Source organism: Mucilaginibacter sp. (genome assembly GCF_028288225.1).
In the GTDB taxonomy this organism is placed as follows: Bacteria; Bacteroidota; Bacteroidia; order Sphingobacteriales; family Sphingobacteriaceae; genus Mucilaginibacter.
This window is the reverse complement of the sequence record NZ_JAQBOC010000027.1, coordinates 21,859-46,962: the sequence shown is the minus strand read 5'-3', so window position 1 is coordinate 46,962 and position 25,104 is coordinate 21,859. Positions and strand designations below refer to the sequence as shown.

At 37.7% G+C, this 25,104-nt stretch carries 26 protein-coding genes; 1 reads left to right on the top strand and 25 read right to left on the bottom strand.

The annotated features are described in order from the left end of the window. From JWQ54_RS08095 to xrtY, 4 genes are all read right to left on the bottom strand, one after another. The coding region (locus JWQ54_RS08095) for a hypothetical protein (protein ID WP_299582812.1) at positions 1-427 on the bottom strand (427 nt) is incomplete at its 3' end. A gap of 21 nt (positions 428-448) precedes the next feature. Further along, positions 449-1,735: a hypothetical protein gene (locus JWQ54_RS08090; RefSeq protein ID WP_299582810.1), complete on the bottom strand. Its 1,287-nt coding sequence runs from the start codon at positions 1,733-1,735 to the stop codon at positions 449-451. A gap of 38 nt (positions 1,736-1,773) precedes the next feature. Continuing rightward, complete coding sequence (locus JWQ54_RS08085) at positions 1,774-2,325, bottom strand: putative colanic acid biosynthesis acetyltransferase (RefSeq protein WP_299582807.1); 552 nt, start codon at positions 2,323-2,325, stop codon at positions 1,774-1,776. Further along, complete coding sequence (gene xrtY, locus JWQ54_RS08080) at positions 2,312-2,902, bottom strand: exosortase Y (protein WP_299582804.1); 591 nt, start codon at positions 2,900-2,902, stop codon at positions 2,312-2,314. The genes JWQ54_RS08085 and xrtY overlap by 14 nt, the downstream gene beginning before the upstream one ends. A 382-nt stretch (positions 2,903-3,284) precedes the next feature. On the opposite strand from xrtY, the gene JWQ54_RS08075 reads away from it, so the two are divergent. Continuing rightward, positions 3,285-3,500, top strand: coding sequence for a hypothetical protein (locus JWQ54_RS08075; RefSeq protein WP_299582801.1), 216 nt, complete (start codon positions 3,285-3,287; stop codon positions 3,498-3,500). Between the two features lie 134 nt (positions 3,501-3,634). On the opposite strand, the gene JWQ54_RS08070 is transcribed toward JWQ54_RS08075, so the two are convergent. From JWQ54_RS08070 to JWQ54_RS07970, 21 genes are all read right to left on the bottom strand, one after another. Beyond that, positions 3,635-4,519: a glycosyltransferase family 2 protein gene (locus tag JWQ54_RS08070; protein ID WP_299582798.1), complete on the bottom strand. Its 885-nt coding sequence runs from the start codon at positions 4,517-4,519 to the stop codon at positions 3,635-3,637. Further along, a complete protein-coding gene (locus tag JWQ54_RS08065; RefSeq protein WP_299582795.1) occupies positions 4,516-5,136 on the bottom strand; it encodes a class I SAM-dependent methyltransferase in 621 nt (206 codons plus the stop codon). Before JWQ54_RS08065 ends, JWQ54_RS08070 begins: the two co-directional genes overlap by 4 nt. Then, positions 5,129-6,262: an XrtY-associated glycosyltransferase XYAG1 gene (locus JWQ54_RS08060; RefSeq protein ID WP_299582792.1), complete on the bottom strand. Its 1,134-nt coding sequence runs from the start codon at positions 6,260-6,262 to the stop codon at positions 5,129-5,131. The genes JWQ54_RS08065 and JWQ54_RS08060 overlap by 8 nt, the downstream gene beginning before the upstream one ends. Beyond that, positions 6,259-7,662, bottom strand: a complete 1,404-nt coding sequence (locus JWQ54_RS08055; protein ID WP_299582789.1) for an exosortase Y-associated Wzy-like protein — start codon at positions 7,660-7,662, stop codon at positions 6,259-6,261. The genes JWQ54_RS08060 and JWQ54_RS08055 overlap by 4 nt, the downstream gene beginning before the upstream one ends. Positions 7,663-7,665: 3 nt before the next feature. Beyond that, a complete protein-coding gene (locus JWQ54_RS08050; protein WP_299582786.1) occupies positions 7,666-8,514 on the bottom strand; it encodes an FkbM family methyltransferase in 849 nt (282 codons plus the stop codon). Further along, the gene (locus tag JWQ54_RS08045) at positions 8,501-9,664 is read right to left on the bottom strand and encodes a glycosyltransferase family 4 protein (protein WP_299582783.1); all 1,164 of its coding nucleotides are present in this window, start codon (positions 9,662-9,664) and stop codon (positions 8,501-8,503) included. Before JWQ54_RS08045 ends, JWQ54_RS08050 begins: the two co-directional genes overlap by 14 nt. Before the next feature lie 74 nt (positions 9,665-9,738). After that, complete coding sequence (locus JWQ54_RS08040) at positions 9,739-11,004, bottom strand: glycosyltransferase (RefSeq protein WP_299582780.1); 1,266 nt, start codon at positions 11,002-11,004, stop codon at positions 9,739-9,741. A 46-nt stretch (positions 11,005-11,050) separates the two neighbouring features. Next, complete coding sequence (locus JWQ54_RS08035) at positions 11,051-12,304, bottom strand: hypothetical protein (protein WP_299582777.1); 1,254 nt, start codon at positions 12,302-12,304, stop codon at positions 11,051-11,053. Further along, complete coding sequence (locus JWQ54_RS08030) at positions 12,301-13,062, bottom strand: glycosyltransferase (protein WP_299582775.1); 762 nt, start codon at positions 13,060-13,062, stop codon at positions 12,301-12,303. Before JWQ54_RS08030 ends, JWQ54_RS08035 begins: the two co-directional genes overlap by 4 nt. A gap of 343 nt (positions 13,063-13,405) precedes the next feature. After that, on the bottom strand, positions 13,406-14,422 hold the full coding sequence (locus tag JWQ54_RS08025; RefSeq protein ID WP_299582773.1) for a glycosyltransferase: 1,017 nt from the start codon (positions 14,420-14,422) through the stop codon (positions 13,406-13,408). Next, positions 14,419-15,411, bottom strand: a complete 993-nt coding sequence (locus tag JWQ54_RS08020) for a hypothetical protein (RefSeq protein ID WP_299582770.1) — start codon at positions 15,409-15,411, stop codon at positions 14,419-14,421. Before JWQ54_RS08020 ends, JWQ54_RS08025 begins: the two co-directional genes overlap by 4 nt. Then, a complete protein-coding gene (locus tag JWQ54_RS08015) occupies positions 15,402-16,343 on the bottom strand; it encodes a glycosyltransferase family 2 protein (protein WP_299582767.1) in 942 nt (313 codons plus the stop codon). Before JWQ54_RS08015 ends, JWQ54_RS08020 begins: the two co-directional genes overlap by 10 nt. After that, entirely contained in the window at positions 16,343-17,308 is a 966-nt protein-coding gene (locus tag JWQ54_RS08010) for a hypothetical protein (protein WP_299582764.1), read from the bottom strand. The genes JWQ54_RS08015 and JWQ54_RS08010 overlap by 1 nt, the downstream gene beginning before the upstream one ends. Next, positions 17,305-18,270, bottom strand: coding sequence for a glycosyltransferase family 2 protein (locus JWQ54_RS08005; protein WP_299582761.1), 966 nt, complete (start codon positions 18,268-18,270; stop codon positions 17,305-17,307). Before JWQ54_RS08005 ends, JWQ54_RS08010 begins: the two co-directional genes overlap by 4 nt. A gap of 12 nt (positions 18,271-18,282) precedes the next feature. After that, a complete protein-coding gene (locus tag JWQ54_RS08000; RefSeq protein ID WP_299582759.1) occupies positions 18,283-19,335 on the bottom strand; it encodes a hypothetical protein in 1,053 nt (350 codons plus the stop codon). Beyond that, positions 19,332-20,111 (bottom strand): class I SAM-dependent methyltransferase, encoded by a 780-nt coding sequence (locus JWQ54_RS07995; RefSeq protein WP_299582756.1) that lies wholly within the window; start codon positions 20,109-20,111, stop codon positions 19,332-19,334. Before JWQ54_RS07995 ends, JWQ54_RS08000 begins: the two co-directional genes overlap by 4 nt. A 106-nt stretch (positions 20,112-20,217) precedes the next feature. Then, a complete protein-coding gene (locus JWQ54_RS07990; protein ID WP_299582753.1) occupies positions 20,218-21,210 on the bottom strand; it encodes a glycosyltransferase in 993 nt (330 codons plus the stop codon). Then, positions 21,207-22,211 carry a glycosyltransferase family 10 gene (locus tag JWQ54_RS07985; protein WP_299582750.1) on the bottom strand — a complete coding sequence of 335 codons (1,005 nt, stop codon included), beginning with the start codon at positions 22,209-22,211 and terminating at the stop codon, positions 21,207-21,209. The genes JWQ54_RS07990 and JWQ54_RS07985 overlap by 4 nt, the downstream gene beginning before the upstream one ends. Then, positions 22,212-23,114: a glycosyltransferase gene (locus JWQ54_RS07980; protein ID WP_299582747.1), complete on the bottom strand. Its 903-nt coding sequence runs from the start codon at positions 23,112-23,114 to the stop codon at positions 22,212-22,214. A gap of 60 nt (positions 23,115-23,174) precedes the next feature. Further along, positions 23,175-24,185, bottom strand: coding sequence for a glycosyltransferase family A protein (locus tag JWQ54_RS07975; protein ID WP_299582744.1), 1,011 nt, complete (start codon positions 24,183-24,185; stop codon positions 23,175-23,177). Further along, positions 24,185-25,054: an alpha-1,2-fucosyltransferase gene (locus JWQ54_RS07970; protein ID WP_299582741.1), complete on the bottom strand. Its 870-nt coding sequence runs from the start codon at positions 25,052-25,054 to the stop codon at positions 24,185-24,187. The genes JWQ54_RS07975 and JWQ54_RS07970 overlap by 1 nt, the downstream gene beginning before the upstream one ends. Positions 25,055-25,104: the final 50 nt, after the last annotated feature.

Here is a 25,104-nt window from a genome sequence, read left to right as displayed (position 1 = left end):
CAAAAAATGCCAGCTGGCAAACAATAAACACAAGGCTTACGGCTGCTATAAATGGCGTAAAACCTATTTTTTTAAAGAATGAATAAAAGCCTGCCAGTCCGCATAGTTGGGCCAAAGCTACCGTTATTGCCATTGCCTGCCCGGTGTTCAGACCGGCTACCAGCTTAAAAAAATAAGGCACCAGGTATTGTCCGGGACTCCACCACGTCACAAACTCACTATAGTTTTGCGAAATGTCATCCTGATCGGGTGCCGTTAAAACGTTAAAACCTCCTCCTAACCGCATGCTGCATAATATATTAAATCCATTGGCGGGATCGGGAAAAAGTGCAGGGGGGATAAAGAAAAGGATCACGCCCATTATCAACACAGCTATGCCGGTAATTATTAAAATAATTTTATGCGGGTTGTTTTTTTGTGAAGGCATTTAATATCAATAGCTATAAAGTTACCTGTCATATTTTTCAAGAAGAAACGATACATTTTCATCGGTGATACTATAGGCTGGTTTGCAGCCCGTATTGTGCTTGTTTTTAAAATGTACCCGGTATTTATTTGTTAGTTGCGGATCAAATCCATAATGATTTAAAAAAAAGGATTTGTTTAAAGAAATCGCATCTGAATAAACAAGGCTTATAAAACCCAATAAAACATATATGAATAATGGAATAATTTTGACATAGCTGCTTTCAATAAATTTAAACAAATAAGAAAAGAAAAGATAGATGAATAATGGGATTACCGGTATTAAAAACCTTGTATCGTAAAAAGGCCATAAAAAGATCATGATGAAATAGGTTGAAAATACCCAAAAAGCAAAATGATCAAATAGTTTAAAACGAAAGATTGCTTTAAAAAAAAGCCACAACCCAATAACTCCTAATAGGATCAATAAATATTGAGCGGTATCGAAACTTTTGATCTTAATAATTCCCATTAGCTTACTGTAGGGAATATTTAATATCAACTCCCCAATTTCTTTAAAATGCAATAGGAATCTGTCAATTATTGAAAACGGATGCTTGATCATCATCATTAAATTCAGCTGCCTTAAATAATCGATTTTGGTTTCAAGAAGGGAAAGTTTTATAATAAAAACTAAGATGGCTAAAAGTATGAGACTAATAAGCACAACTAATCTTTTGCTTGCCATGAATTTCGCCCTGTTACTATATATTATATAAAATACAATGCCAGGCAGGAGAGCTATGCCTGCAGTTCTTACAAAAACGCATGCAACAGTTAACAATAATGCGGGTATAATATAATATTTCCGCCCCGCAAAAAATTCAGACCACAAGTATATGCTTGTGATAAAAAGCAGTACAAATAATTGATCGGATACGGGTAATGTAAAGTGCTTAATATTTATAAATGATAACATTACCAGTGAAAAAAAAAGGTATTTATTATCAATTGTTAAAATCTTGGTTAACATATAGCATGAAAGCAGCGTGCACAAAATATTAACGATAGTAATTGACATTGGACCGAGTAAATTCAATTTATGAATTAAAAGTAAAAGCCATGGGTATCCGTGCGGAAGAACATCATGTGCCCAATAGCTGTTTTTATCCAAGCCGCCGTTTAAATATTCAAGGATGTTTAAATACCTGATGCCATCTGTTATTAATCTTAATGGTGTGAAAATATTCAGGAACACTAAAAACATAACTGTAAAGAACAGGCTAATTGTTACCCGGTTGTTAAAATTGTATAAGCCTGTTTTATCCATGCTGTGAGGGTTAAGGTTGTATCGTTATTGTTTTGATATTAAATGATGATTCGTTCACGGATCTTTACAGCCGGGTTTCCCTGGTAAACAGAATAAGCTTCCAGGTTTTTAGTAGCTACCGAACCACTTGTCAGCACTGCGTGCGATGCCGCAATTACGCCAAGGTTAACCATTGCTCCTGCGCCTATCCAAACGCCATCCTCCAACGTCACTGGTTGAGTTATCAGATCGAAAGTTTTCTTTTTATAATTATGGCTGCCGGTAAGCAAAACAGCCCCTTGAGAAATACAGACATTATTGCCTATGGTAACCGCAACAAGGCAATCTATCCATACATTTTCACCAATCCACGTATGATTACCAACGGTTAGGTGCCATGCGTATTTAATGTTAACACCAGGCTTTATGGTGACGCCTTTACCAATTTTAGCCCCGAATAAACGCAGTAAAAATACTTTAAAACTGCTTGATGGCAGCAAACCGCTTTTTAAAAATACAGCATTTACGTAATACCACAACAGTCTTTTTACAGCGCTGCCACCCGGATTAAAAGGCGAATTATTGTATAACGAAAGATCAGTTTGCAGCATTGTTGTTGATCAATATACCATTGCGCTTTACCCAAAAATAAAGCGTTATGGCAATAATTAAATAAATGATGATGTTAAAGATGATATGGTGATCAATCACCCGGTTCTTGTTACTGCTCCAGTACAGCGAAAGCAGTACAAATCGCATAACATTTAACACCTCAATCCCCAATATCCCGCCAATAAGGAAAATCAGCTTTGATTTACACTTTGCCGGGTAAGCCAGGACGAACGCACTAAAAAAGCTGATAACCCCTAAACCAAGGCAAGAGTAAACCAACTGGAGAATGGTGTGCCCCGGCACCATGAGCTCGTAATCACTGGTAATGGCCACAAACCCAAACCAGTTAAGCACCTGAACGCTGCTTTTCAGCAATAGCCACCTTAAGCCCTTTATATAATTAAGATGTTCTGCTAAAAATGCACTATAGTGATTACCGGGCGAGGTAACGCCAAAATAAAATATATGGAAATAATAGAAGGCCACAAAAAGCACAATAAATGTCAGTACAAACCTACCCGCCGGTGTATTACTGCCTGAATTGGTTTTAGCGCCTGTTTTGCCGGAGAACTGCATCTTTTTTTAACGTCAAAGTAATTCCAAATCTACATAAATTCACGAAGCTGCGGTGTGTTTTGCTGATCACGGCAATAAAAACATTTTAATCACAACAGCCTGCACTACCACAGGCAACTATTCCGTCAGTATGGGATCCGACAGCGCGCAAAAGATTAAAGATGCCGGCTATAATTATTAACGGAGGATCAACTGGTAAGGCCGTCATCAAAATTAATTGTAAACTTTATTATCAAAACCCCGTTTAAACGGACCGGGCAATATGCAATTTTTAAAAAACCGGTAGAACTGCATTTTTAGCAACATTTTAGTTGCAATAAAAAAAGGGTTAAATTGTAATTGAAAATTGTATTTTTGTAAAGTTGTATTCAAAACCAAAGGTATGCGGGTAAAGCTATTTATTAGTACTTTATTATTTTTAATGCTTAATGCGGCGTTGCTTTATGCACAGGATCCGGGTGCGCCCTGCTCGGCCCAGGATGTAGACCTTGGTAACTGCCCTTTAGACAGCTGGGTTGTTGTGATTGCCGTTGCTGCTGTTATTTTTGCCGCGTGGCACCTGAATAACCAACAAAAAAAATCTTCCCGCAGCTTTTAAAAATCACAAAGAAGGATGGACCAGTTGCTAAGCTGACGCAGGCTTCCCGAGGCTGTAAAAACTGTTCGGCAGGTACCCGATCCGCCGGGCTCTTTAGCCTCGTCGAATCCATAATGCAAGTCAGTTGTTTCATCCTACCTATTGGGTTCATTATTTCGTTTTGACCCCTTTTTTTCCTGCAGGATCTCATCGATTTTAATATCAACCATAAGGCGGAACCAAAATGACTGTAAAAAATGAAAAATAACACCGGTGCGGCCATCGAGGATCCCGAGCTGAAAAAACATCCGGTAAATAAAATAGAGCAAAGGCCTTGCATAACGTGGCAGTTTCCACCAGAGCTGCTTTAACCACGCCGTGCGTTCATCGGGCGAACCCCAAAAATGCGGCTTAACCGTTTGCGACCTTATTTGCTGCATCCGTTCCACTTCCTCCTGCGCAACCAAATCACTGTAGCGGTTATGTTTCCCGATCCAAAAGCTGATATTGTTCTCCTTTAGGTTTTCTTCCAATAGATAGCCATCCTTCCAGATAACTGTATGACCGGGAACTATTAACCGATGATCCATACCCTCATTAAGATCGGAGAAGCCAACCCCAAACCTTATCATTTTAAGCAGGTAAAAAGGTGAATAGCCCCCATGTTTTATCCACCGGCCTTTAAAAAAGTTTTTGCGGTTAAAATAAATCCCGTCAATATCCTTGTAATCCGCCGCCTTAAAATGATGAAGATGCGCTTTAAGCGCATCCGTGACAACCTGGTCGGCATCCAGGCAAATTACCCAGGGGGTTTGGATCCTGAAATTTTTCAGCGCGTAATCCCATTGTTTGGGATGATTTTCAAAAGCGTGCTGTAAAATGGTTGCTCCGGCTTTTTCCGCTATCGGGACGGTATTATCCGTACTGCCTGAATCTAAGATAAAAACAGGGGCGTTAAGACCTTGTACAGACTGAAGGAACCTGGGCAAATGTACTTCTTCGTTATAGGTAATCACGATAAATGAGAACTGATTGCTCAAGATAGCTTTGCTTTAATGATCATGGATTTCCAAAAGTACGGAAACCTGCCGCAGCCTGTAAAAGCTATAACCGTAAAACCGGCATTGGTCAATACTTTGGTCAGCGTATTTTTTGACCATAGTTTAATATGCCCGCCCAGCCACAGCGGATCCAAATGGCTATCCCATCTGTTAAAAATACTCAGGGTTAAATTTTTAAAATAACCATGGTAAGGCGTAGTTATGATCAACTCGCCCCCCTGCCTTAGCTGTTGCCTGCAAAAATCAATAAACGCTTCGGGATTGTATAAATGTTCAATCACTTCTGTGGATATGATAGTATCAAAAGGAATGCCCTGCAATTGCCGCGGTAAAGCGTCTGCAGAAAGATCCTGTACAAAAAAACGGCCGGGGTTTGTTTTTTGTGCGATGGCTATTCCCTTTTCAGAAGCGTCGGTACCATAGGCATTGTAACCTTGTTCAATCAGGAAATTTACCAGGTAGCCGTTGCCGCAGCCCAGGTCAAGAATATATTTGTTTTTTACTTTATCAATTAACCCAACCAGCTCATTCAACTGGTAGCTAAAATTATGTGTAGGGCCGTCGCTATGAAAACCGTAATCTATATAATCACCCATTAACTATGTTATTATACATATCCATATATCGTTTAATCAAATTACCTTCATCAAAATCAGCATTGATCCTGGCGGGCGCATTTTCCCGGATAAAATTAAGCGCATCCTGTTTTTGATGAATAAAATTAATCCTGTTACTCACGGATGCCGGATTTAACTCACATTGCCACCCCAAATTATTTTCCGTAACATAGTCAGACAAACCTACAAACGGACTTACCAATACTGCTGTACCCTGGCTAAGGCTTTCAATGATCACATTGCCAAAGTTCTCATCATGCGAGGGTAAAACAAGCAGATCGTTTTCAAACAGTAATTTAAACTTATCCTCATTTTGAAAGCCCATCCAGCGAATATTTTCCTCATTAGCATTTTTTTTAGCCAATGCCTTCAGGTCATTTACATAGTTTATGTCCCCGTCACCGACAATAGTTAGTTTGTAAGGGAAGGTTAAAAGCGGCAAAGCGTTTATTAATATATCCAGGCCTTTTTTCGCTTCAATTCTTGACAAAAAGATCAGCCGGAAAATACCTGAAGATCGATTAAATAAAGGTGAAGTAACAGGCAGCTTTACAAAATTGGGCAGATCAATGATACTTTTAGGTATAAGGATGCTATTTGCAGCCTCGCCTTCCTGATTGGACGTGACGTGGATATGGCACCTGTTTAACAACAGCTTACCCAATAAATGATGAATAAGCCATTTTTTGCCGATGTTTTTATTTTGAAACGAATAAGAACTTAAAGTCCCTCTTGGGGATACCACAACCGGCACCTTACGCACCAGCGCAATTAGGCATGAAAATAACGATACCAGGTTCCACCAGGCATGGATGTGGATGACATCAAAACCTTGCGCTTCCTTCCACAACCTTTTAAACAGGGCAGGGGAGAAGTGGCTGTGATCTTTTGTTATTCGTTTAAAATAAGTCACCCTGACACCATCAACATTTACCAGCTCACCAGGATTAACCGGCAACTCTCCTTTTCCGTTGGCTGTTGTTGCATATGCTTCCGTATAAACGCCAGCCTTTGCCAGTTGTTCGCCCAACATGCTTACCGACATGGTTGGCCCGCCATAAATATAGGCCGGTTTGTAAGCTGCACAAATCTGTAAAATCTTCAAATCTCTTTTAATATATTTCTGGAACGCAATATTTTGAATACAACCAGCATGGTTATATAACTCCAAAACACAGAATTTATCAAAAACTCAAAACTTAAACCCCGCCAGAATATTTGAAACAGGCCGCTGAAGATGAGTGCTGTACCCAAAATATAACCGCCAAATAATTTTTCAGCCTTACAGGCTATAATTTGCGCTATGGCGCCGTATGCAAACAAAAAAATAAAAATCCCTATTGCGCCGCAGGATAAATAGGCATCAACAATAAAAGCAGGTTTAGCCGAAACGTTTGAGTTTCTGTTTACTACGCCTGCGCTATAAACGCGCTCCATAATAAGGGCTTCCGTACTCGGTTTTGATGGCCAAAAGACCCGGGGAATTATAGCTATGGCAGATTGTTTTATCAATTGAGTGCCATAAAAGTCGATCTTGTCAGGAGTTGATTTAACATATTTTGTAAACATATCAATTTCACTTAACCTGTATACCAAAAAACCCCAATTGGTATTATCATCAGCGTCTTTATTAAGAGTAGCATCAAGTGCTATTTGCGCAGCATTATCTACATTTTCATCGCCAGTCCATGCAGTTCCACGAAAACTGCTTACATAAGCTGGCAGAAACATAAACAGCAAAATCAGGACGGGTCCAAAAACGATAGTCACAATTTTTTTATAATTTGGATATAAAAATATGCCTAAAACCAGTACACTAATGATGATGGGCTCCTTAAAGCCGGAAGTAAGGGCCTGGTAAAAGTTAAAAATATATAATGAAAGACTAATTAAGGTGTTGGTTACCTTTTGAAGCGGCAGGGCAAAAGCAAATGCAAGTGTGCCGGCAATAAAGCTGAGCGAACTAAGTTGAAAATAAAACTGTGATAATCCCGGGATCCGTAAAAAGACAAGGGACACTGGAAACGCAACTAACGCTGTCATTAATAGCAAATTAGCTAATTTCTCTTTTTCAATATAATACTTATGCTTAACAGGATATTTCATAAACATCAATATCCCCGAAACAAAGGCTGCATGCCCTAAACAATAATACCTTTGGCATTGTGCCGCAATGTTCAATGCATTCTCATCTATGGCTAAAGCCGTATTTGTCTTACTCAAATATTCATACCCTAAAAGGCTTAAAAAATAAAATATTGAAGTGCAGCACATGTAACCAGCAAAAATCACCTGGATTATAAAAATTGGCCGCATCAATTGTTCAGCAAAACTCCGATCGGCAGGCAAGGGTTTTATTTTACCGGTTAACGTCATATAAAAAATAAAGAATGAACCCAGCCATGCAATAAAATAGGAAGTAACCGCATATGACTCAAAAAGTAAGGAAATGGCCCATGGCAAAAAAAGTAAAAAATGTTTCTCAATGGCGTTTTCCTTTTTCATAAACTATACAGGCATACAAAACAGGTTACCACTCTCAACGTTTTCCCAATCGCTTAGCAGCTCACAGCCAACAGGTGTAATCTGGTACAGTATATAACCAAACGACTGTAAAAATGACCAGCATTCGGCAATTTTTTGACTATTACTCATCCAATAATTGCTGTCGTATTCAAAAATTATACGGGGTTTATGTTTTTGAATTGTTTTGGCCAAGCCAAGCAACACCTGGTACTCAAAGCCTTCTACGTCAATTTTTACCAGGTCGAGCGAGTGGAGATTTTGAATTTCCGGGAGGTTATCGCCAACCTTTATAAATACACGCTGTTTATCAGATCCATCGCTGTTATTATTGCTTAAACTAAAGGTTCCCTGGTTCCATGAATTTTTATTGATGATAAAATCGGCCTCACTTTCCTGGTTTGATAAGGCGTAAGGCAACAGCGTTACGTTAAAAGCCTTATTCAACAAAAGGTTGCGGCTAAGTTTTTCCTGGAGGTATATCAACGGCTCAAAAGCATAAACCTTACCTGTTTGCCCCACACATTGCGACATCCGGATACTTTGTAAGCCAATGTTGCCCCCAATATCCAATGCATTACCACCGGTTTTGAGAGAAATCCTGATCAATTTATTTATCTCATCTTCGTACGTGCCGGTGCTTAATATGGTCCATTCAATATAGTTATCGGCACTGGTATAAATGGCTATGTCTTCGTCGCTTAACCATACGATCCCTTCTTTTATTTTTGCTTTAAGCTGATCAGATGGCTTTAGCAAGTTAGAAAGCCTTTCTTTTCCGGGAAGCCTCCAGTTACGGGTAAAATCAAGCTTAATACGGTCAATGCGCCTCATTCAATAATTTATTTTCAATTGCTTCCGCAATAGGTAAAAAGCACCAGTCTTTAATAATTAATTTTGATTGCTGTCCTAATTTAACCAATTGACCCTTGTCCTGGGTTAATTGCTGTAGCTTTCCAACCAAATCAGCCACATCATCACTTGTAAAAACAGCGCCATTTTTGCCATTTTCCACCAAATCAACCGCACAGCCCGCCTTATCAGACACTAATACGGCTTTACCACATGCCATCGCTTCATTTATACTTAAGCCCCAGGTTTCACTTTTTGAAGGCAAGCAAAATAAATCAGCCGCCTGGTACAGAACAGGCATATAGGTTTGATTTTTAAACCCCGTAAAATGAATATTGCCGGTAACACTACTTTGACCAGCCATATCTTTTAATTTATTTTCATTGGGGCCATCACCCGCTAACAGCAAATGTACATTTGCCGGTTTCAAAGTTATAAATGCTGACAATAGTAACTCAACATTTTTAACCGGTTCAAACTTACCTGCATATAAGATCAATACATCATTATTACTGATGCCAAGAGACGATCGCAGCTCATTCGCCTCATGTTTCCGGTCGGCTTCAAATCTATCATTGTCAATAGCATGTGGTGTAAAACTTAGCTGACTTTTTTTTAACCCATACCTCTCATAATAATCCTTGTTGTTTTTACCAACATAAAAAACATGGTTAACATGCCTGTATACCCATCTTAAAAAAATATATCTGAGCGTTTTTTTTAATCCGTCTTTTTCATTCAGCAAAGTTGAATCGCCCCTGAAATATATAGGTATTTTACCATTAAAATAGCGGATTATTTTTAAATGAGAATTATATGCCCAGCCGAAGACCAAAATAGCATTAGGCCGGTATTTTTTAATCTGCTCAATGCCATCAGAATTAACTATTCCCTTAAAATGGTGAGAGCCGGGATTAACGGCTGTATTTTCCAACCATTCAAACTCATAACCGTCTAACAGCGGCACATCCCACTCAACTACCTTGTTAAAGCCATGGTCAAACTTGTTAACAGCGGCTATGCCCAGCGTGTAAAACACCTTAACAGCTATATTTTTACGCTGCTGCAAAAGCTTAAATACAGGCGCATAATACTGAATAGGATGGGTAGTAATAATTGCCAGCTTCCTCATTTGATGGTTAAGTTATCCATTGAAAAAAAGAGTTAGCTATTGACGGGTAAATCAAAGGAGTTAATAAGTAATAGCTACCGAATATCCGCCCCATTGCTTTTCTTTGCCTCATAATATCTGGTAGCCTTAACAAACAGGTCAGCCTGCTGGCCCGTAAGGTTTTCTGCGTTGTATTTTTTAAAATTCGCTGAAAGGTTTAACGGTTTAAATAAGCCATTTCCCCAATCGGTTAGTATTTGGAATAAATCACCTGTTAAGTAAGATGTATCTTCACTAAAAGTTAATACCATGGCATCACCTGTACATTCTTTTATACCTTCAACTGCATTGCTTTTTTCATTAAAAATTGCAAGCAGGGGCTTACCGGTTAACAGGTATGGATAAATTTTCGAAGCTGTATATTTTGGATCATCCGAGCCAGGTATAAATAATGCATCGGCCTGTTGTAAGGTTAATAAAGTGCGATAATAACTTATCCTGTCAGTTATTTCAATTATATTCGAATCAACGCCATATTTTTTAGCCAGAGGCAAAACTGTAGGCTTACCTGTGCCTGCCGGCGCATAGCTGGTACCGATAAAGTAAAATCGCAGCTTGCTAAATACTTCAGCGTTTTCATTCAGCCCTTTTTTTAGCGCTTCAAATACAGGGGCAATGGCTTTTTGCATATCCATACCGCCACGCCCTACATATACAATATTCTTGAACCCGCTTTGCAGCAATGCGTAAAATTTACCTTGGTTGTCAAGTGCTATTTTCAGATCCTGCTCAAAAGCGCCGAATGTAATGGTAGCCGATGGAACATTATTTATTACGGGGTATCTCGCTTTTAAATCGCTGATATAATCAGCTGACACACTGATCAAACCATCAACCTGCTTCATAGCTATCGGCTCCAAGTATTTGTGCAGGCGATAAGAAAACCAATATTTGGGGGGCTGCTGATCTTTAGGTTTATCTTTATAATATTCTGAGTGCCAGGGGTCCTGCATATCTATTACATAGGGAATGCCAAAGCGTTTTTTCCAATAAGCCCCTAAAATACAAAGCGGGAACTGGGTAGTTGAAAAATAAATGAGGTCGTATTTTTCCTTTTTCAAAATCTCATTTACCTTTTTACGGTAGTACCAAAGTGAGCGTAAAGCCAGGCTTCCTAATCCAATTTTTGAGGTTAGCGCCCTGCTTAAAGCTTTTACTTTATAAATCTTTATATCTGCCGGGATGCTTTGCATAAGCAACTCGTCCTGCACAACATCAGAATATTTTTCATCAATAGCTACTACCGCTACATCCCACCCAAATTGCTTAAAGTAAGGCAGGCTCATTCTTATGCGCTGCATATCAGCTGCATTTGAAGGCGGAAAGTAGGGGGAGATAATGAGTACCTTAGCGTTCAGCTTTATTTAAGGTTTGTCTAACAAGGGTTAAAAACTTTTTACTTTCATTTTCCCAGTTTAAGGTGTTTTTTGCCAAAAGCCGGGATGCTTCGCGGCTTTCTAAGAGCTTGTTCCGGTTTTTATTGTAACCAGATAAAACACCCGCTAATGATTGCGCATCTGCTTTATGATAAGTTGTTCCAATCGAAGGATATTGATCAAATAAAGCGCTTTGAGCCGTAGTATCGCTTGCAACAATTGCCAAACCAGCCTGCATATAAGTGAATATTTTATTGCTTAATGCAAAATCATTGTTTACGCTGAAACCGGGCTCCATCGCTAAGCCAATATCAAACTGAGCCGCAAATTCAACCAATGCTCCCGGTGTAACCGGCTGGTGATAAAAGATTTTCCCAGCACCATTATTTAGTTGTTCAATGAAGTCTATTGTTTGGTTTGAGTGATAACCCAGCAGGTGCAGTTCAAAATTATCATCTTTTAAAATATGGAGCGCTTTTACAACATCTTCTATCCCCCGGCTAACACCAATAACCTGCGAAAACCAAAATAACCTTATGGGGTGTGAGGTATTTAATTGAGGTTGCTTTACCTCATTATTAAAAGGAAAAACATTTAACAAGGTAACAGGTTTTTTAGCCGGAAAAAGCTGGTGATAAGCATTAGTAATTTGCGCGCTGCTTGCTGATAAATAGTTCACCTGAGGGATATACTTGTCCTCAATAAATGCTTTTAAAATAACTTCGCTATCGTTGTCGCTATTTGAGGTTTCGTACCGGTGAAAATCCTCTGCATCAAAGCCGCATAGTTTTTTATGCTTTTGAGATGCTTTAACTACAGCAGGTAAAGCACCAAGATTATGCCCGACGTACAGATCAGCCTTGTGTTTTTTAGTTTCCCTAATTAAAAAGTAGCTGCTTCTGGCAATAGCAAGTTGAGTGAAGTACTTAATGCCGGTATGTTTTGTAACCAGTAAGGAAAACTTATGAATTATTCGGCTTAGGAAATAAGTGACCCTTTTTTGCTCCGGATCTCCACCCGTCCTTACAGCCCGCCATTGTTTATGGGGCAACAGTTTTTTGTCGAGGTCTGTTCCCCAGGCGTTCCAGTAAGCATACAAGACAGTAACTTCATACCCCCCGGCATCCAAAGCATCTGCCTCTTTTACCAACCTTGGATTTAAAGACGGCTGCCCCGAAGAAACCAACACTATCTTTTTTTTAACAGAATTTATGCGTGCCGTCAATTCCTTTTAAACAACGGATACAGTTTATTAATAAAATCCCTGTGAAAAACACTTCCTGCCCCATCAACATAATGCTCGCTTGTTATTTTATTTCCAAGAAACATTTCTTTTCTGGCTAAATCATAGTGTTTTGGCAAACCTAGAAAATTTCCCTTTTCGCTGGCAAACATTGCCAGCAATGTTTGCTCGAGGTGCCATGATTCAGTTTTATATAAATTGCCTTCTATAACCCCGTTTATAAAGTTAAAAAACGACTCGTCAAAATTGTGCAGTATCAACCCCGAATTAAACCGGCCTATCATTTCTGATGTAAGATACCTTGACATAGTTTCATTATCAAAAGTATAGGAATTAGATACATCGCAGTTATAACACCCGTTGTAATTACCTTTTTCAACAATATCCAATATTTCATCAGGCCTCGAAAAAAAGAGGACGTCAGAATCAATGTGTAATAAGTAGTTTGTCTGCTTTTCTACAATCATATCAAACAACTTTATAGATAAGAAAAAAACATCTCTCAATTTTTTACAATTTTCCAGTCCTTTTGATGCCAACAGCGTTTTAACTTTTATATTTTCATCGCTTCTTAAAAACACTTTTATACCTGGAAATTTTTTTTTTAAAAAACCGATCTCTTTTTCAGTAAGTGTTCCGTCTTCATGATAATGGAGATAAACGTTCTTGTTCCAGAAACAAAAACTATACAGCGCAGCTACTGATTCGTAAAAATTCTTTTTATTAGAGAGTGTAGCCAAAGTAAGGCTACTATTTTCTGATCGTATAACAATTGGCGGAAGTGATTGGATTTTTTTTTTCAGGATTAATCGATAGGCTGTTTTTCTGACCTTGTCTGAAATTCTTACATAATAATGTGTATTATTAAATCGAAGTTCGTACTTTATTTTCTTTATGATTTTTTTAATCATGAAAAATTAATAATTAAGGGTATTGAACAATATTGTGTTAAAGTTTAACCCTTGTCGGTAATTTTTGAGCATTTATTACCGGCGAAAAAGTTTAATTGATTACCTGACTCTCTGGAAATTTGTATTCCCGTTATAGTAAATTGTTTTAGCTTAATAATATTCATTAGTTATATTAATTGAATAGTAAAAGGTATTGCGTTGAAATAACAGAAATATTGAATCTTTTTTCAGCAAGCGCTCTACAGTTTTTTCTGCCTATCGTATTTATTAATCCAATTGCAGCCTGCATTTCTTCAAAAGTATTAACCTGTATGCCTGTTTGTTCAGATACAACTTCGGGCACCGAACCCCGGTTAAAAGCTATAACAGGCGTACCGCAAGCCATCGCCTCTACCATTACCATACCGAAGGGTTCATCCCATTCAATGGGGAACAACAGCGCTTTTGCCTGCCCTAAATAAGTATTTTTTTCAGCATCATTTAAAGCACCCAGGTAAATAATTTGCTTACTATCTATCTGCGGCTCAATTTGCTGTTTATAGTATGTTAAATTATCAGCCGTTTGGGGGATATTGCCCGCTATCCATAGTACATTAGAGGTTGTTTTTGCAATTTTAATAGCCGTATGCACGCCCTTAACTTTATCCAAACGGCCTAAAAACATTAAGGGGGCATTGTCACCTACCAATTCATTTAGTTCATATTTAGAAAAATCAACGGCATTGTATACCGTTTGCCAGGTACCAGCCACATTACCTGTTGATACACAATAATTACTGCAGGCTGTAAATATCAAATTGCGATTTGGCAGTGCATTTATAATTTTTACCCCCTTTGTACTTACCGGCCTGCCATAGGTCATTATTTTTTTTACCGGATAATTTAAAACAGGCAGTAAGTAAATTAACCTGCCGAAGTTGTGGATCAAATCAAACTCGTGCCTGTGTTTATAAATAAAGGTCCATGCCTGGATCAGCTCCTTATTTTTCTGAAGGGATGATCGCTCCAAATCATTCACACCAAAAGAATAACACTTACCCTTAATCTTAGAACCAGGTCCCGCCAATAAACTTACTTCATGTCCCTGTTTTTGATACTCCCCGGCAAACATATGCACAAGCCGCTCATGTCCCCCATAGAGCGGCGGTGGTACAGGTATTCCCGGATCCATTATCAGTAAGATCTTCAAGCTATTTCTTTTTCAACCTCCAGGTAAATCTGCAGATACTTTTCAGCGGAAATTTCAAGTGTTAGATTATCTAAAATGAATTTCCGGGGTTCAAATTCTGCTTGCTTGCTTACAAATAAATCAAGCTTTTCTTTAAATTCAATTGCATCCTTAAACTTAAAACCGCAACTATCATTCCAGTAAGGCACCGAGCTTACCGGTTCATATTTTACTTTGCCGGGGTAGTAATACGGATCCTGCCAATAGCCGCCCCTGTCCCAGGCCAGTATTGGGGTATTGGTTGCCAGTATTTGCTGATAGGCCAATCCCTGCGTTTCATGCTCGCATAAAAAGATCACTGATTTGCTGTTAGCTACTTTTTCCTGCAATTCACAGTGCGTATAATTGCCGTATCTAACAAATTGATAGCTAAACCCGCCTTCATCCAAATCTTTCAATACGGGTTTGATCAGGGATCTACTAAATTCATCGTGCTCCCAGCGGATCTTGTCGTATATCAAAAAGTCCATTTTCTTTTCAATGCCTGATGGCTTCCATTTTTCCGTATCAATACCAACCGGCCAGGTTACCGCTTTGTCGCCATAATAAGGGCGGCACATTTGCTGCATCCAGTTACCAGGTACCAAAAAACGCTTTACATTAGGGTATTTTTCAAACAGATCAGGGCATTCAATAGGATGCGAATAAATTCCTGAACCAAAAATGACTGGGTTTTCCCATCTTCTATCAAACAATAACTGCGGTTTGCCTATTAGGCAGGCAATATCGTCTGGGTTTTTGTTGATATATCCATAATCGTTAAAGCGGTAAGGAACCCCCATTTTTTCGAGGCCCCGCATCAAATTCATGGCCACCATCATTACACCACCCGGTTTTTGTTTACCCCTTACAAGCCTGCGGATAACACGGCGGGGATAGCGATCGAATTTAAACCACCTGTCGGGATCAGGTTCGCTATAAAATATATTTAAAGGCCTAATCAGTTCCATCCGTATTTAAACAGCCTACGTATGCTTAAGATCCGTTCTGTCGTTTTAAATCCAACGATTCGAAACATAAAACCGATACCGCCCTTATTAGGGGGCGTAAAATCAGGGTTTAATTCAACGATCCATTTTAACAAAACAGCAGCTTCATTGATATTGTCTTTAGCTATCCAATGGCACAACGGCCACAATACATTTATCGAAGCTTTTATGCGCCTTGTGGTAAGCTTGCCTTCCTTACTTAATTGTCCTAAAATATACTTATAAAGATTTAAATGCTGATAATTTTGTACCTGCTGCTTTAAACCGCTGCTTACCTGCAAACGGTCATGATGGGCAATACGGTGTAAAAGTGCAGCACCCTGGTGAACAACAATTTTTGGGTTTTTTAAAGCCACCTCCAATATAAAAATCCGGTCATCTCTAAATGCGAAATCAGGCCGGTGCGGTATTTCCTCAATAAATTTTTTCCTGAACAAAAATGCTGAATAATGCGAGCCGAAGCCTTCCCCTAATTGCTGGGCTATAAAATCGTCTGTTTCAACCCAACTTTGTGCTTTTTGTGTTTGCTCTTTGTTAGTAAAATCCGTACAACCACTTACTACTACATCAGCCCCGTTTTGAAGAGCTAATTCGAATTGCTCATCATTCGCCAGGCGCTCAATTAAATCATCAGAATCTAAAAAACGGATGTATTTACCTTTGGCCATTTTAAATGCCTTATTTACCGCCCAGCATTTGCCTAAATTTGGCTGGTGTAAAACAACTAAGTCATTTTGCTGCCCCAACCATGCTAACGTGCCGTCAGTACTTCCGTCATCGATTACAATTATTTCCGCGCGGCAGCTTGTATTCCTGCAGCTTTCAATCGTTTGTGGTAAACTCCATAAGCGGTTATATGTTGGAATTATAATTGAAAGATCTATATCGTTCATTAATTTACTATTCTTTCAGAGTTTTTAATCTTCCTTATCCCAAAGAATTTATGATAGGTGGCTCTGAATGTGTTTTTTAAAAACAATTTAAACCGCTCAGGATATTCTATTGTTACTTTACTTTTAAAATTACTAAACCTGGTAAGGTTATGGTTAAGAAGATAAGCTTCACGGCGATAGGGATAGTGCAATGTATATTGCCCTAAAAAATGCACTATCAAAGGGGTAACCCTTTCAAACGGATACCAGCTTTGATGCAATGGATGTGGTAATGGTGGGTTAACCAAAAGTGTGCGGCCATTTATAACATCCAATTTGTACTTGCCCGGACAAGCCTGCGGATCGCTCATAATACTTCCATCATCAATTAAAGGCTTCATATTTTCAAGCTGCATCGCGAGCGCCATTATTACTTCATCATTTGGCCGGTTCCGCAAACGGACAAAACCGATCTGGTCATATTGTTTTTCGATGTTCCGCGCCCTTTCATAAACCCTGGTTGCAGCATCGCCATTTTCCAGGTAATAAAGTCCCCCATTAAATTTGGGAAGATGGGGTACATTGAAATTTCTGCAGATAGTTTTGATATCCCCGAACCACTCCCCTGATGAAATATAATTGCCAACTACTGCTACCGGCATGCCTTTTAATCTGTCAAATACCACTGATAGATCACCGAAAATAAGACAGTCACTGTCAATGAAAAGTGTTTGGCCTTCGGGAGCAACTTTATCTAAAAATAACTTACTTGAAAAACCTTTGCCTAGCTCACCAGGTTTAATTGCTAAAATTTTTGCTTTGGATGTAATATCTGCCGGCAATAATTCAGGATGATCTGTTACAATATTAAACGTCATAGCTCCGTCTGTATGCCATAAGTAAAAAGACCTTGCCAAATTAACTGCAAAATTTATATACAGGGGTTTTCCCGTTGCTATTGTTAAGACAGATCTCTGGTCGCTCATTTTTTTACGATCCCTGACTTATATAAACCAATGGTATAGCGCAATAACTTTATGCCTAAAATGGGATTCAATTTAAATAGCTTTAGATATACAATTGTCAGCTGTTTGTATCCACTCTCTGACGCCCTGTTAAGCAATTGAATATCATAATTAAGTAGTTTTAAATTTACCGCACCTAAAATTTCAACTTTATCTTTTAAATCCGGAAAGTCAGAAATATAAGTCATGGTTAGCCGGATAACTTCCTCCCACATCCTCTCTTTTAATTTTGATCCTTTGGCTGCATTATGCTCCCGGTAAAATGATAAGGTTTCGGGCAACTGAATAGGTTTATAGTCACTATTCAGCAGTTTATACCAATAATCATGATCCATGGAAAATTCAAGCTCTTCATTAAATTTTAAATTATTTGCAGACCAAAACACTGAGGGCTGAGGAACCACGCCGTAACCCATAGTCAAATGTCTAGCTGTAAATTCGGCTGATGCAACACCTGTATTTGCATGCAATAAGTTTTCAAAATCTAATCCATTTTTACAATAGCCATGTATTAATAATTTTGAGTTATCCTTTTGATCCCTAAAACTTTCGGCAACTAATTTTAATGTGTTGGGATAGTAACAATCATCACTGTTTAAATAGGCAAAAATTGCACCGGTGGCTTTAATAAATCCCTTGTTGATCGCATGTGTTTGCCCCCTATCCGGTTCGCTAACCCAGTATGAAATTTTTTGTTCATACTTTCGTATTATATCCACCGTGCTATCATCACTCCCGCCATCAATTATTATATATTCAATATTAGGGTAATTTTGATTTAAAACAGACAAAATTGTTTCTTCAATAAAGTTACCCTGGTTAAAGCTGGGTGTAATAATTGATATTTTGGGCCAACTTATATTGCTATCATACGCGGCATTATCGACAGCGTTTGTCCAAGGCCAAAGCAATTCTTTTATCATATTAAAATTACTTTACACATTATTATATTTGTCAAGTGTTTCAACTATATGATTTAAGTTAGCCAACCTTCTTAAAAGCTTTTTGGGTACAAACTTTTTTAATTTTTTAATTACCAAAACCTTTTTGGTGTTTGCGGTACCCGGCATTTCTCTTTCAATATAATTCCCATAACTTAATTTATATGCTGGTTTGTATTTTTTGTAATATGGATAGTTATTTTCAATTAGCTTATCCTTATAAACAATCATCAATTCCATTAAAACATCGTTGTTAACTGCCGGGCTTGTGTGTTTTCTTTTTGATAAGTGTAATAATGAAAAGTCAAATGAACTAAAATGAAAAAAAACAAGGGGAACGTTTTTATTCACATAATATAAATCATTCATTTTTTGAACTGTTCTCTCATTCAAATTCCAATAAGCCGTATTAAAGCCTAAATGATTTGTAATTTTTACCCCATCAAAAAATCCCGGAACCAGATTCATCCATAGCTGATCAACAAAATAGCCATTTTTAACATCGGCAATTCCTAAATCTAATGTTCTTTCTTCCCACCAGTTTAGCATTTTAAACGAATTGTCATCGGCTTTTATAGCAATAAAACCTAAATTGTAAATACCATAGTTAAGGAATGTGTTTTCAAATGGCTGAATATTTAAAGGTACTGGCCGGGTTACATGTGGAGTTAACAATATTGAATGGTTTTCAATCTCAGATGCGATAAAACTGTATGCGTCCTGGAAGAAATACAAGTCAGGATCAAAATAAACGAACAAGGATTCATTACTATAAAGTGATATAAGGTATTTGAATACAGAAGGTTTAACCGAGGTGCTTAATTCAATAATATTATATTTTTGAGTTAACATTATAAAACCCGGTACAATTTCATCAATTATTTTAATTATGTCATAATTTCCTGCATTGTAATCAATATCAGAGCTTAGCTCATCAACCAAAAAAATAAAATACTTAGTTGGATCAAAACCATTTTTTTCCAGGGAATTTCCTAAAGTGATCGCCTCAGCTAAATAATTATTTGAGCATATCGTAAATGTTATCATCCTTTTAATTTAGTTGTTAAAGATTTTATAAATGAAAACGGTTTTAAAATCAAATTCCCTATCCGAAAAGAATGAGAGTTTCTGATAGCTTCTATTTGTTTGTAGAAAACCTCGATAGCGTTAAAAAAAGATGTATCGGCTAAAGGAATAATGTCGATATCGGCTTCGCTTGCTAACGCTAAGTTAAAATATGGCTTGTTGTGGATATTGTCACAATGAAGTTCGTCAACATCACTAATATTGTTTGTGATATTTAAATATCCGCCATCAAAAAAGCTAAAACCGCTTGCATTATTTGAGTCTGTTATTCTATTAACTATCGAACCGTAAACAAACCGTTGGTTGAAAATTTTATAGTATTTAAAATTTTTTTTTAACAGATTTTCAAATTCTTCAAGTGTTAACTCTTTAACATGATATGGATTATTACTCTCGCGAAATTTATAATTATTTTTTTCGGGCGATGAGATCAGGAGTACTCCATTGGATTTCAGCACCCTTTTAATTTCATTCATCATTAGTTGATGCTCGTCATGATGTTCAATAGTTTCAAATGAAATTACAACATCAACACATGCATCCGCTAAGGGTATTTTACTAGTGGAGCCGGTAACAAAATCCAGGTTGGGTTTTCCATATTTAATATTTGCGTGTTTAACTGCTTCGGTAGAAATATCTGCTCCATATACTTTTTTTGCATTATAGCTTAACAAGTTTGAACCATATCCCTCACCAGAGGCAATATCCAACACAACTTTATCTTTTACTATTTGCATAGCTAATGCATAACGGTGCAGGTGCTCTACAGTTCCTGGTTTGTCTCTAATTTGGGTTACAAGCCTTTCACCCGTCCAGTTTAAGTCGCTCATTAGCTATTTATCTTTATTTAATAATATTCCGGTATCGTAAATACGTTAATATTCTTACCAGTCTCCAGCCTATAATTTTACTCAAAAATGTGCTAACAGGACCGGCTTTATACTTTTCCCCTCTATAGTCATAGGCAACAGCTTTGTCTAAAGCATTTTTTGAAAGTTCCTTATATTGAGGATAAGCTGCGACTCCAATTTCCCAATAATGTCTTGCAAATATTGGTTCAAGTATGGGATTGCTGCTTCTTTCTTTTAAGTAACTATATTTTAAATTCACGGATAAAAGCATGCTTTCGTATGCATTCAGACTTTTTTGAGCTGATAAAGAATTGTTTGTTGTATGTTTTCTGTAATAATTTGTACCGGCAGCGCTATATTTTATGCCTTCGGAAGCTAAAATTACACGGCAAAAAAATTCACCATCGTCATCAAGATTCAGTTCCTCGTTCCATAGTCCCGCTTTTTCAATCAAACCTACAGGTGTCAACCACGCGTTTGGCTGTATCATACTTCCATACCCAGGCATTACCTCATCACCGGCGTTCAGCTTTAATAAAAAATCAACCGGATCATTATTGTCTGCACAAAACCAGTCATCATCTTTTAAAGCCTTTTCTTTGTAAGCTTCTCCATCGTTAAAATGCACAACCCGACATAAAGCCAAATGCGTTTCTGATCTGTTTAAGCGATCCATCTGGCCTTCAATTTTATCAGGGCTCAATAAATCGTCTGCATCCAAAAATTGTATATATTCACCTTTTGCCTCTTTTAACGCATAATTTCTTGCCGTGCTTGCACCACTATTAACCTGGGTTAATACCCATACATTGTCGCTTATAAATTGCATTGCTATGGCTAATGAATTATCAGTAGAACTATCATCAACTATAATGATCTCTTTGTTTGGCCAGGTTTGGTTTAAGGCGGACTGTATGGTTTCCGAAATGAATTTTTCGGCATTATATAATGGGATTATTATAGATACTAATGGTTGATTTATCATTTACCCGAAAAAATCTCTATCCATCTTTCTCTTAATGAAAAATCAGCAGGGGGGATATTATCATGAAACCATGGCTGTTTAAGATAAGCCGTATATTTATCAGGATCTTTATCTAACATAATTATTTGATCGATCAGGCTACTAAAATCCAGTTTATTAAACTGCAATTTCATTTTAAGATCCTTCCCGATTGATTTTAATTTACGCTGGATCCTGTCTTTAGGTGATTTATAATAAAGCGGCCTCGTGTCGATAAAATTTAATTGAGATCTTTTTTCCAAAAGCCTTACTAACCCCGAGTTATTGGGCTTAATGAAATCATTAGCGAACAAGAAACTCTGCGTGTTAAATATTTCACTAATATTAGGATCGCCGCAATAAACCGGCAAGCTTTGGCAAAGCATTGCATCATACAGCTTTTCGGTTTGATACCCCGGATAAACATAATTTTCAAAGGCAATAGTGAATTTATATTGCGATAAAAACTGGTGTTTAACTGTCCATTTATCCCCTTTATAAATACTATCAACAGACAGCATATTGTTCATGCTTTTTCCCGGGGCATCCACCTTTTTATACCTGGATAATTGCCTGAAAAACTCTTCCCTGTAATGAACCGGATGTGAATATAAGAAATTGCAAAATTTGGTTTTTGATGAAAGGATCGCTTCCGGCTCCCAATTTTTTTTTATCAGATCGTCCGGGTTTAAATTGTGCCACTGAATCCGTTTATATCTGGGATTATTGACTTGAGTCTCCAAAGGAATGCCGAATGCCCACTCACATGCTTCAAGATCAGGGATGATATTTTCACAAAAATATCCTATCCTGCTATATTCACCAGGGGGCGGAACATTATTCCCATACGGTCCAAAAAAAATATAATCCGGCTTGTCGCTTTCAATAAAATCAAATTTATCCAACACTACATTCAGAATATCATTAATGCCGGTATGATAAAGTATCCCGTTTTGGAATTTAATTTTTATTTGTTTCTTCATTTATGAAATGAATACAAAATCATCAGCCTGGTTGTACGCTTCAATAACTTCGTAAAACCTGTTATAAACAGAAACCATTTCATCAAATGCGGGCATTTGCGAAGTGCCGTTATTTGTACCGCTATTTTCCGTTTTATAATTAATTGCCTTCCCTATAGCTATTTTTATTTCGGAATAAAAAGAAATGTCAGACCGGTCGCCTTCATATCCATATTTTTCCTCACCTATTAATCCTTCTTTTTTTAACCTGGCGGCATTGGTTGATGAAGTGACATTTTCGGGTGTATTTACAGCTAATGAATTGTAGCCGGTATAATAAGCAATGCTTGCTTTTAGGTACGAGCATCGCAGGGAATATTCCCAATCCATCATGGCAAACTGTGTATCAAATAATCCCAGGTAACTTAAAGCGCTTTTTCTGATCAGCATATAAACATCGCTAAAGGTAAAACAAGCGGTTTTCCCGGCTTTCCATACCTCATAATATTTTAACCTGCCGTTAGTATGGATGTTTTGCGGAGCTAGTAGGTCGGCAGTTAAGCCATTTGATATGCAAATATCAACTCCTGGATTATTTAACATAAACTCCCTGCATTTCCTTATCGCTGTAAATGAAGGGACGTCGTCATCAATTACTTTTTTGATGATGGTGCCTCTTGCCATTAACAACGCCTTATTCCAGCCATGGGCCTGGTTATGGTCGGGCTCTGAAATAAACTGGTGTATTTTTCCCTGTTCAAAAAGCTGCAGCAAGTATTCTTTTGCGCCATCTGTGCTGTTACCATCTACAACTACAATTTCCTCGCCCGGTTGTAATGCGATTATTAATTTTTCTAACGTGATTTTTAAAAAAGCTAAACGGTTACGGGTAGCAATAATGTACGACAGATTAAATAAGTTCATTAGGCCGACTATTTTTCTTATTCAGTAATAAGTATAAGGGAAACGAAAAAGCAGTGGAACTCATCCTGCCTGCCCGTTATTTTTGAAAGTGCAAATCTTTCTATAAATACTCATTGTTTTAAAGTTATATTCAAAATAATTAAGCGCTATATTTTTCCAGGTAATATGGTGTATTTCATCGGTTGTCCCTGTACCTGTGCTGTAAGCCAAATAATGCTTTGGCCAATACTTCACATAAATTCCACAATAATAAAGAGCCTTCCTTAACCAATAAAAAGGCGGCAATTTTAAACTTTGGGTATTTAATGCTTTATTATATAAACTCAGTATTACATTGCTTTTAGCAAACCCGGTATGCAGCTTTTTTAAATGGTCCCACGTAAGGCGGTTGGTTGACAAAAAATGAATAAATGTTAATTTTGGTGAATACAACACCCTAAACCCGGCAAGCCGCACCCTCATGCAAATCTCCGAATCGCCCCCTGATAAAAGCTGGTTTTTTTTTCGATCCTCCAGGAACATGGGATATTTCCGGGTAACCATGTTTAAGACAGATTTACGGATAGCCATCCCCGCGCCGTAAACCGTGTCGCGGTTTTCCACCTCCCCGGCGTTTAATGAAACCGCATATCCGTGATAAAAGTTATCAAACCAAAAAGGTTTTAACAAAGGATCTTCAAACCTTGCGATTCCAAATCCGCCTATGACACCAATATCCTTATTTGCTTGGAATAATTCATAAACATTTTGAAGATAGTTTTCGTCAAGCCAGTTATCATCATCGCAGAGAATAAGATATTCATAAGCGGATGCTGAGACACCTCTTAAACGGGCAAACGATAAGCCAGGCATCGGCTCCGAAACTATGTTAAGGTTAATTTTGTCCGAATGAATTATTGACCAAAATGAGCCTGCAATTTCTGCTGTATTGTCAGCCGAGGCATTATCAACCAAAATTATTTCCCATTTTATATCATTTACCATTTGTGCAGCAAGGTACTCCAGCGCTTTCTCAATTCGTAAAGCGCTGTTATAGCAGCATATTATAACGGATATTCCTTCAGTAATCATTAAAAATCAATTAAGGTCCAACTATCTGGATATATTTCTGCCGGGGTTTGTTTTTTAATTTGCCAGCCTAAAAAATATTTGGGGGCATAAATAACTTTCGCGGGTTTATTATTAAGCCATGCACCCCACCAGCTAAAAGTACTGTTTGATATAATACAGGCATCGGCATTTAACAAATGCTGAAAATCAAATATTGTAGTATCAGTTGATATGGTTTTATTGGTAATCGTGCTAAAATTCTGATTAACAAAATCAGGTTCATCGCTTACAAAAACGAAATGTACATTTTGACCATTGTATTTGCTTAGTGCTTTATTATAATAAGCCAACGGTAGAGACAGGTCTTTACCGCCTAAGTTTAAGTGTGATTGATTTTGATAATCAGTCCGTCGGATATGGACAGCTACTATATAGTTATCCTGGTATAGTTTGCTGTATTTGTTTTTAAATGCAACAATAAACGCCTTTTTCAGACGGAACCTCTCCTTGACCAGATCTTCCGCGCCCTTAAAAAATAGTTCGGACTGGAAAAATCCCACGTACAATGTTTGGTTTGTTAATATTGTTGCGGCTACGGCATCGTTAAAACCATATGCTTTTACGGATAGCTTGTTTATTTGCGCCAAATATTTGTAGTATAGCCTGCGCAAATGAAAACTAAAGATGTTTTTAAAGCCATTAATTTTAAATAGCTGCGGAATAATGCCGCGCGAACTGCCGGCAACAATGTTAAAATAATTGTCAACGATATCATGTTCAATGCACTGATCGATATAAAAACCGGTATTCAAATTTTTTTTAGCAGCAAGTATAAAAGCATATTGAAAAAGCTGGTTACCCAAACGCCCCTGCAGCCTTATTGCAACCATGCCGTTTTAGTCAATGAATAGGAGATGCCTGCACTTTTAAACCATTGTAT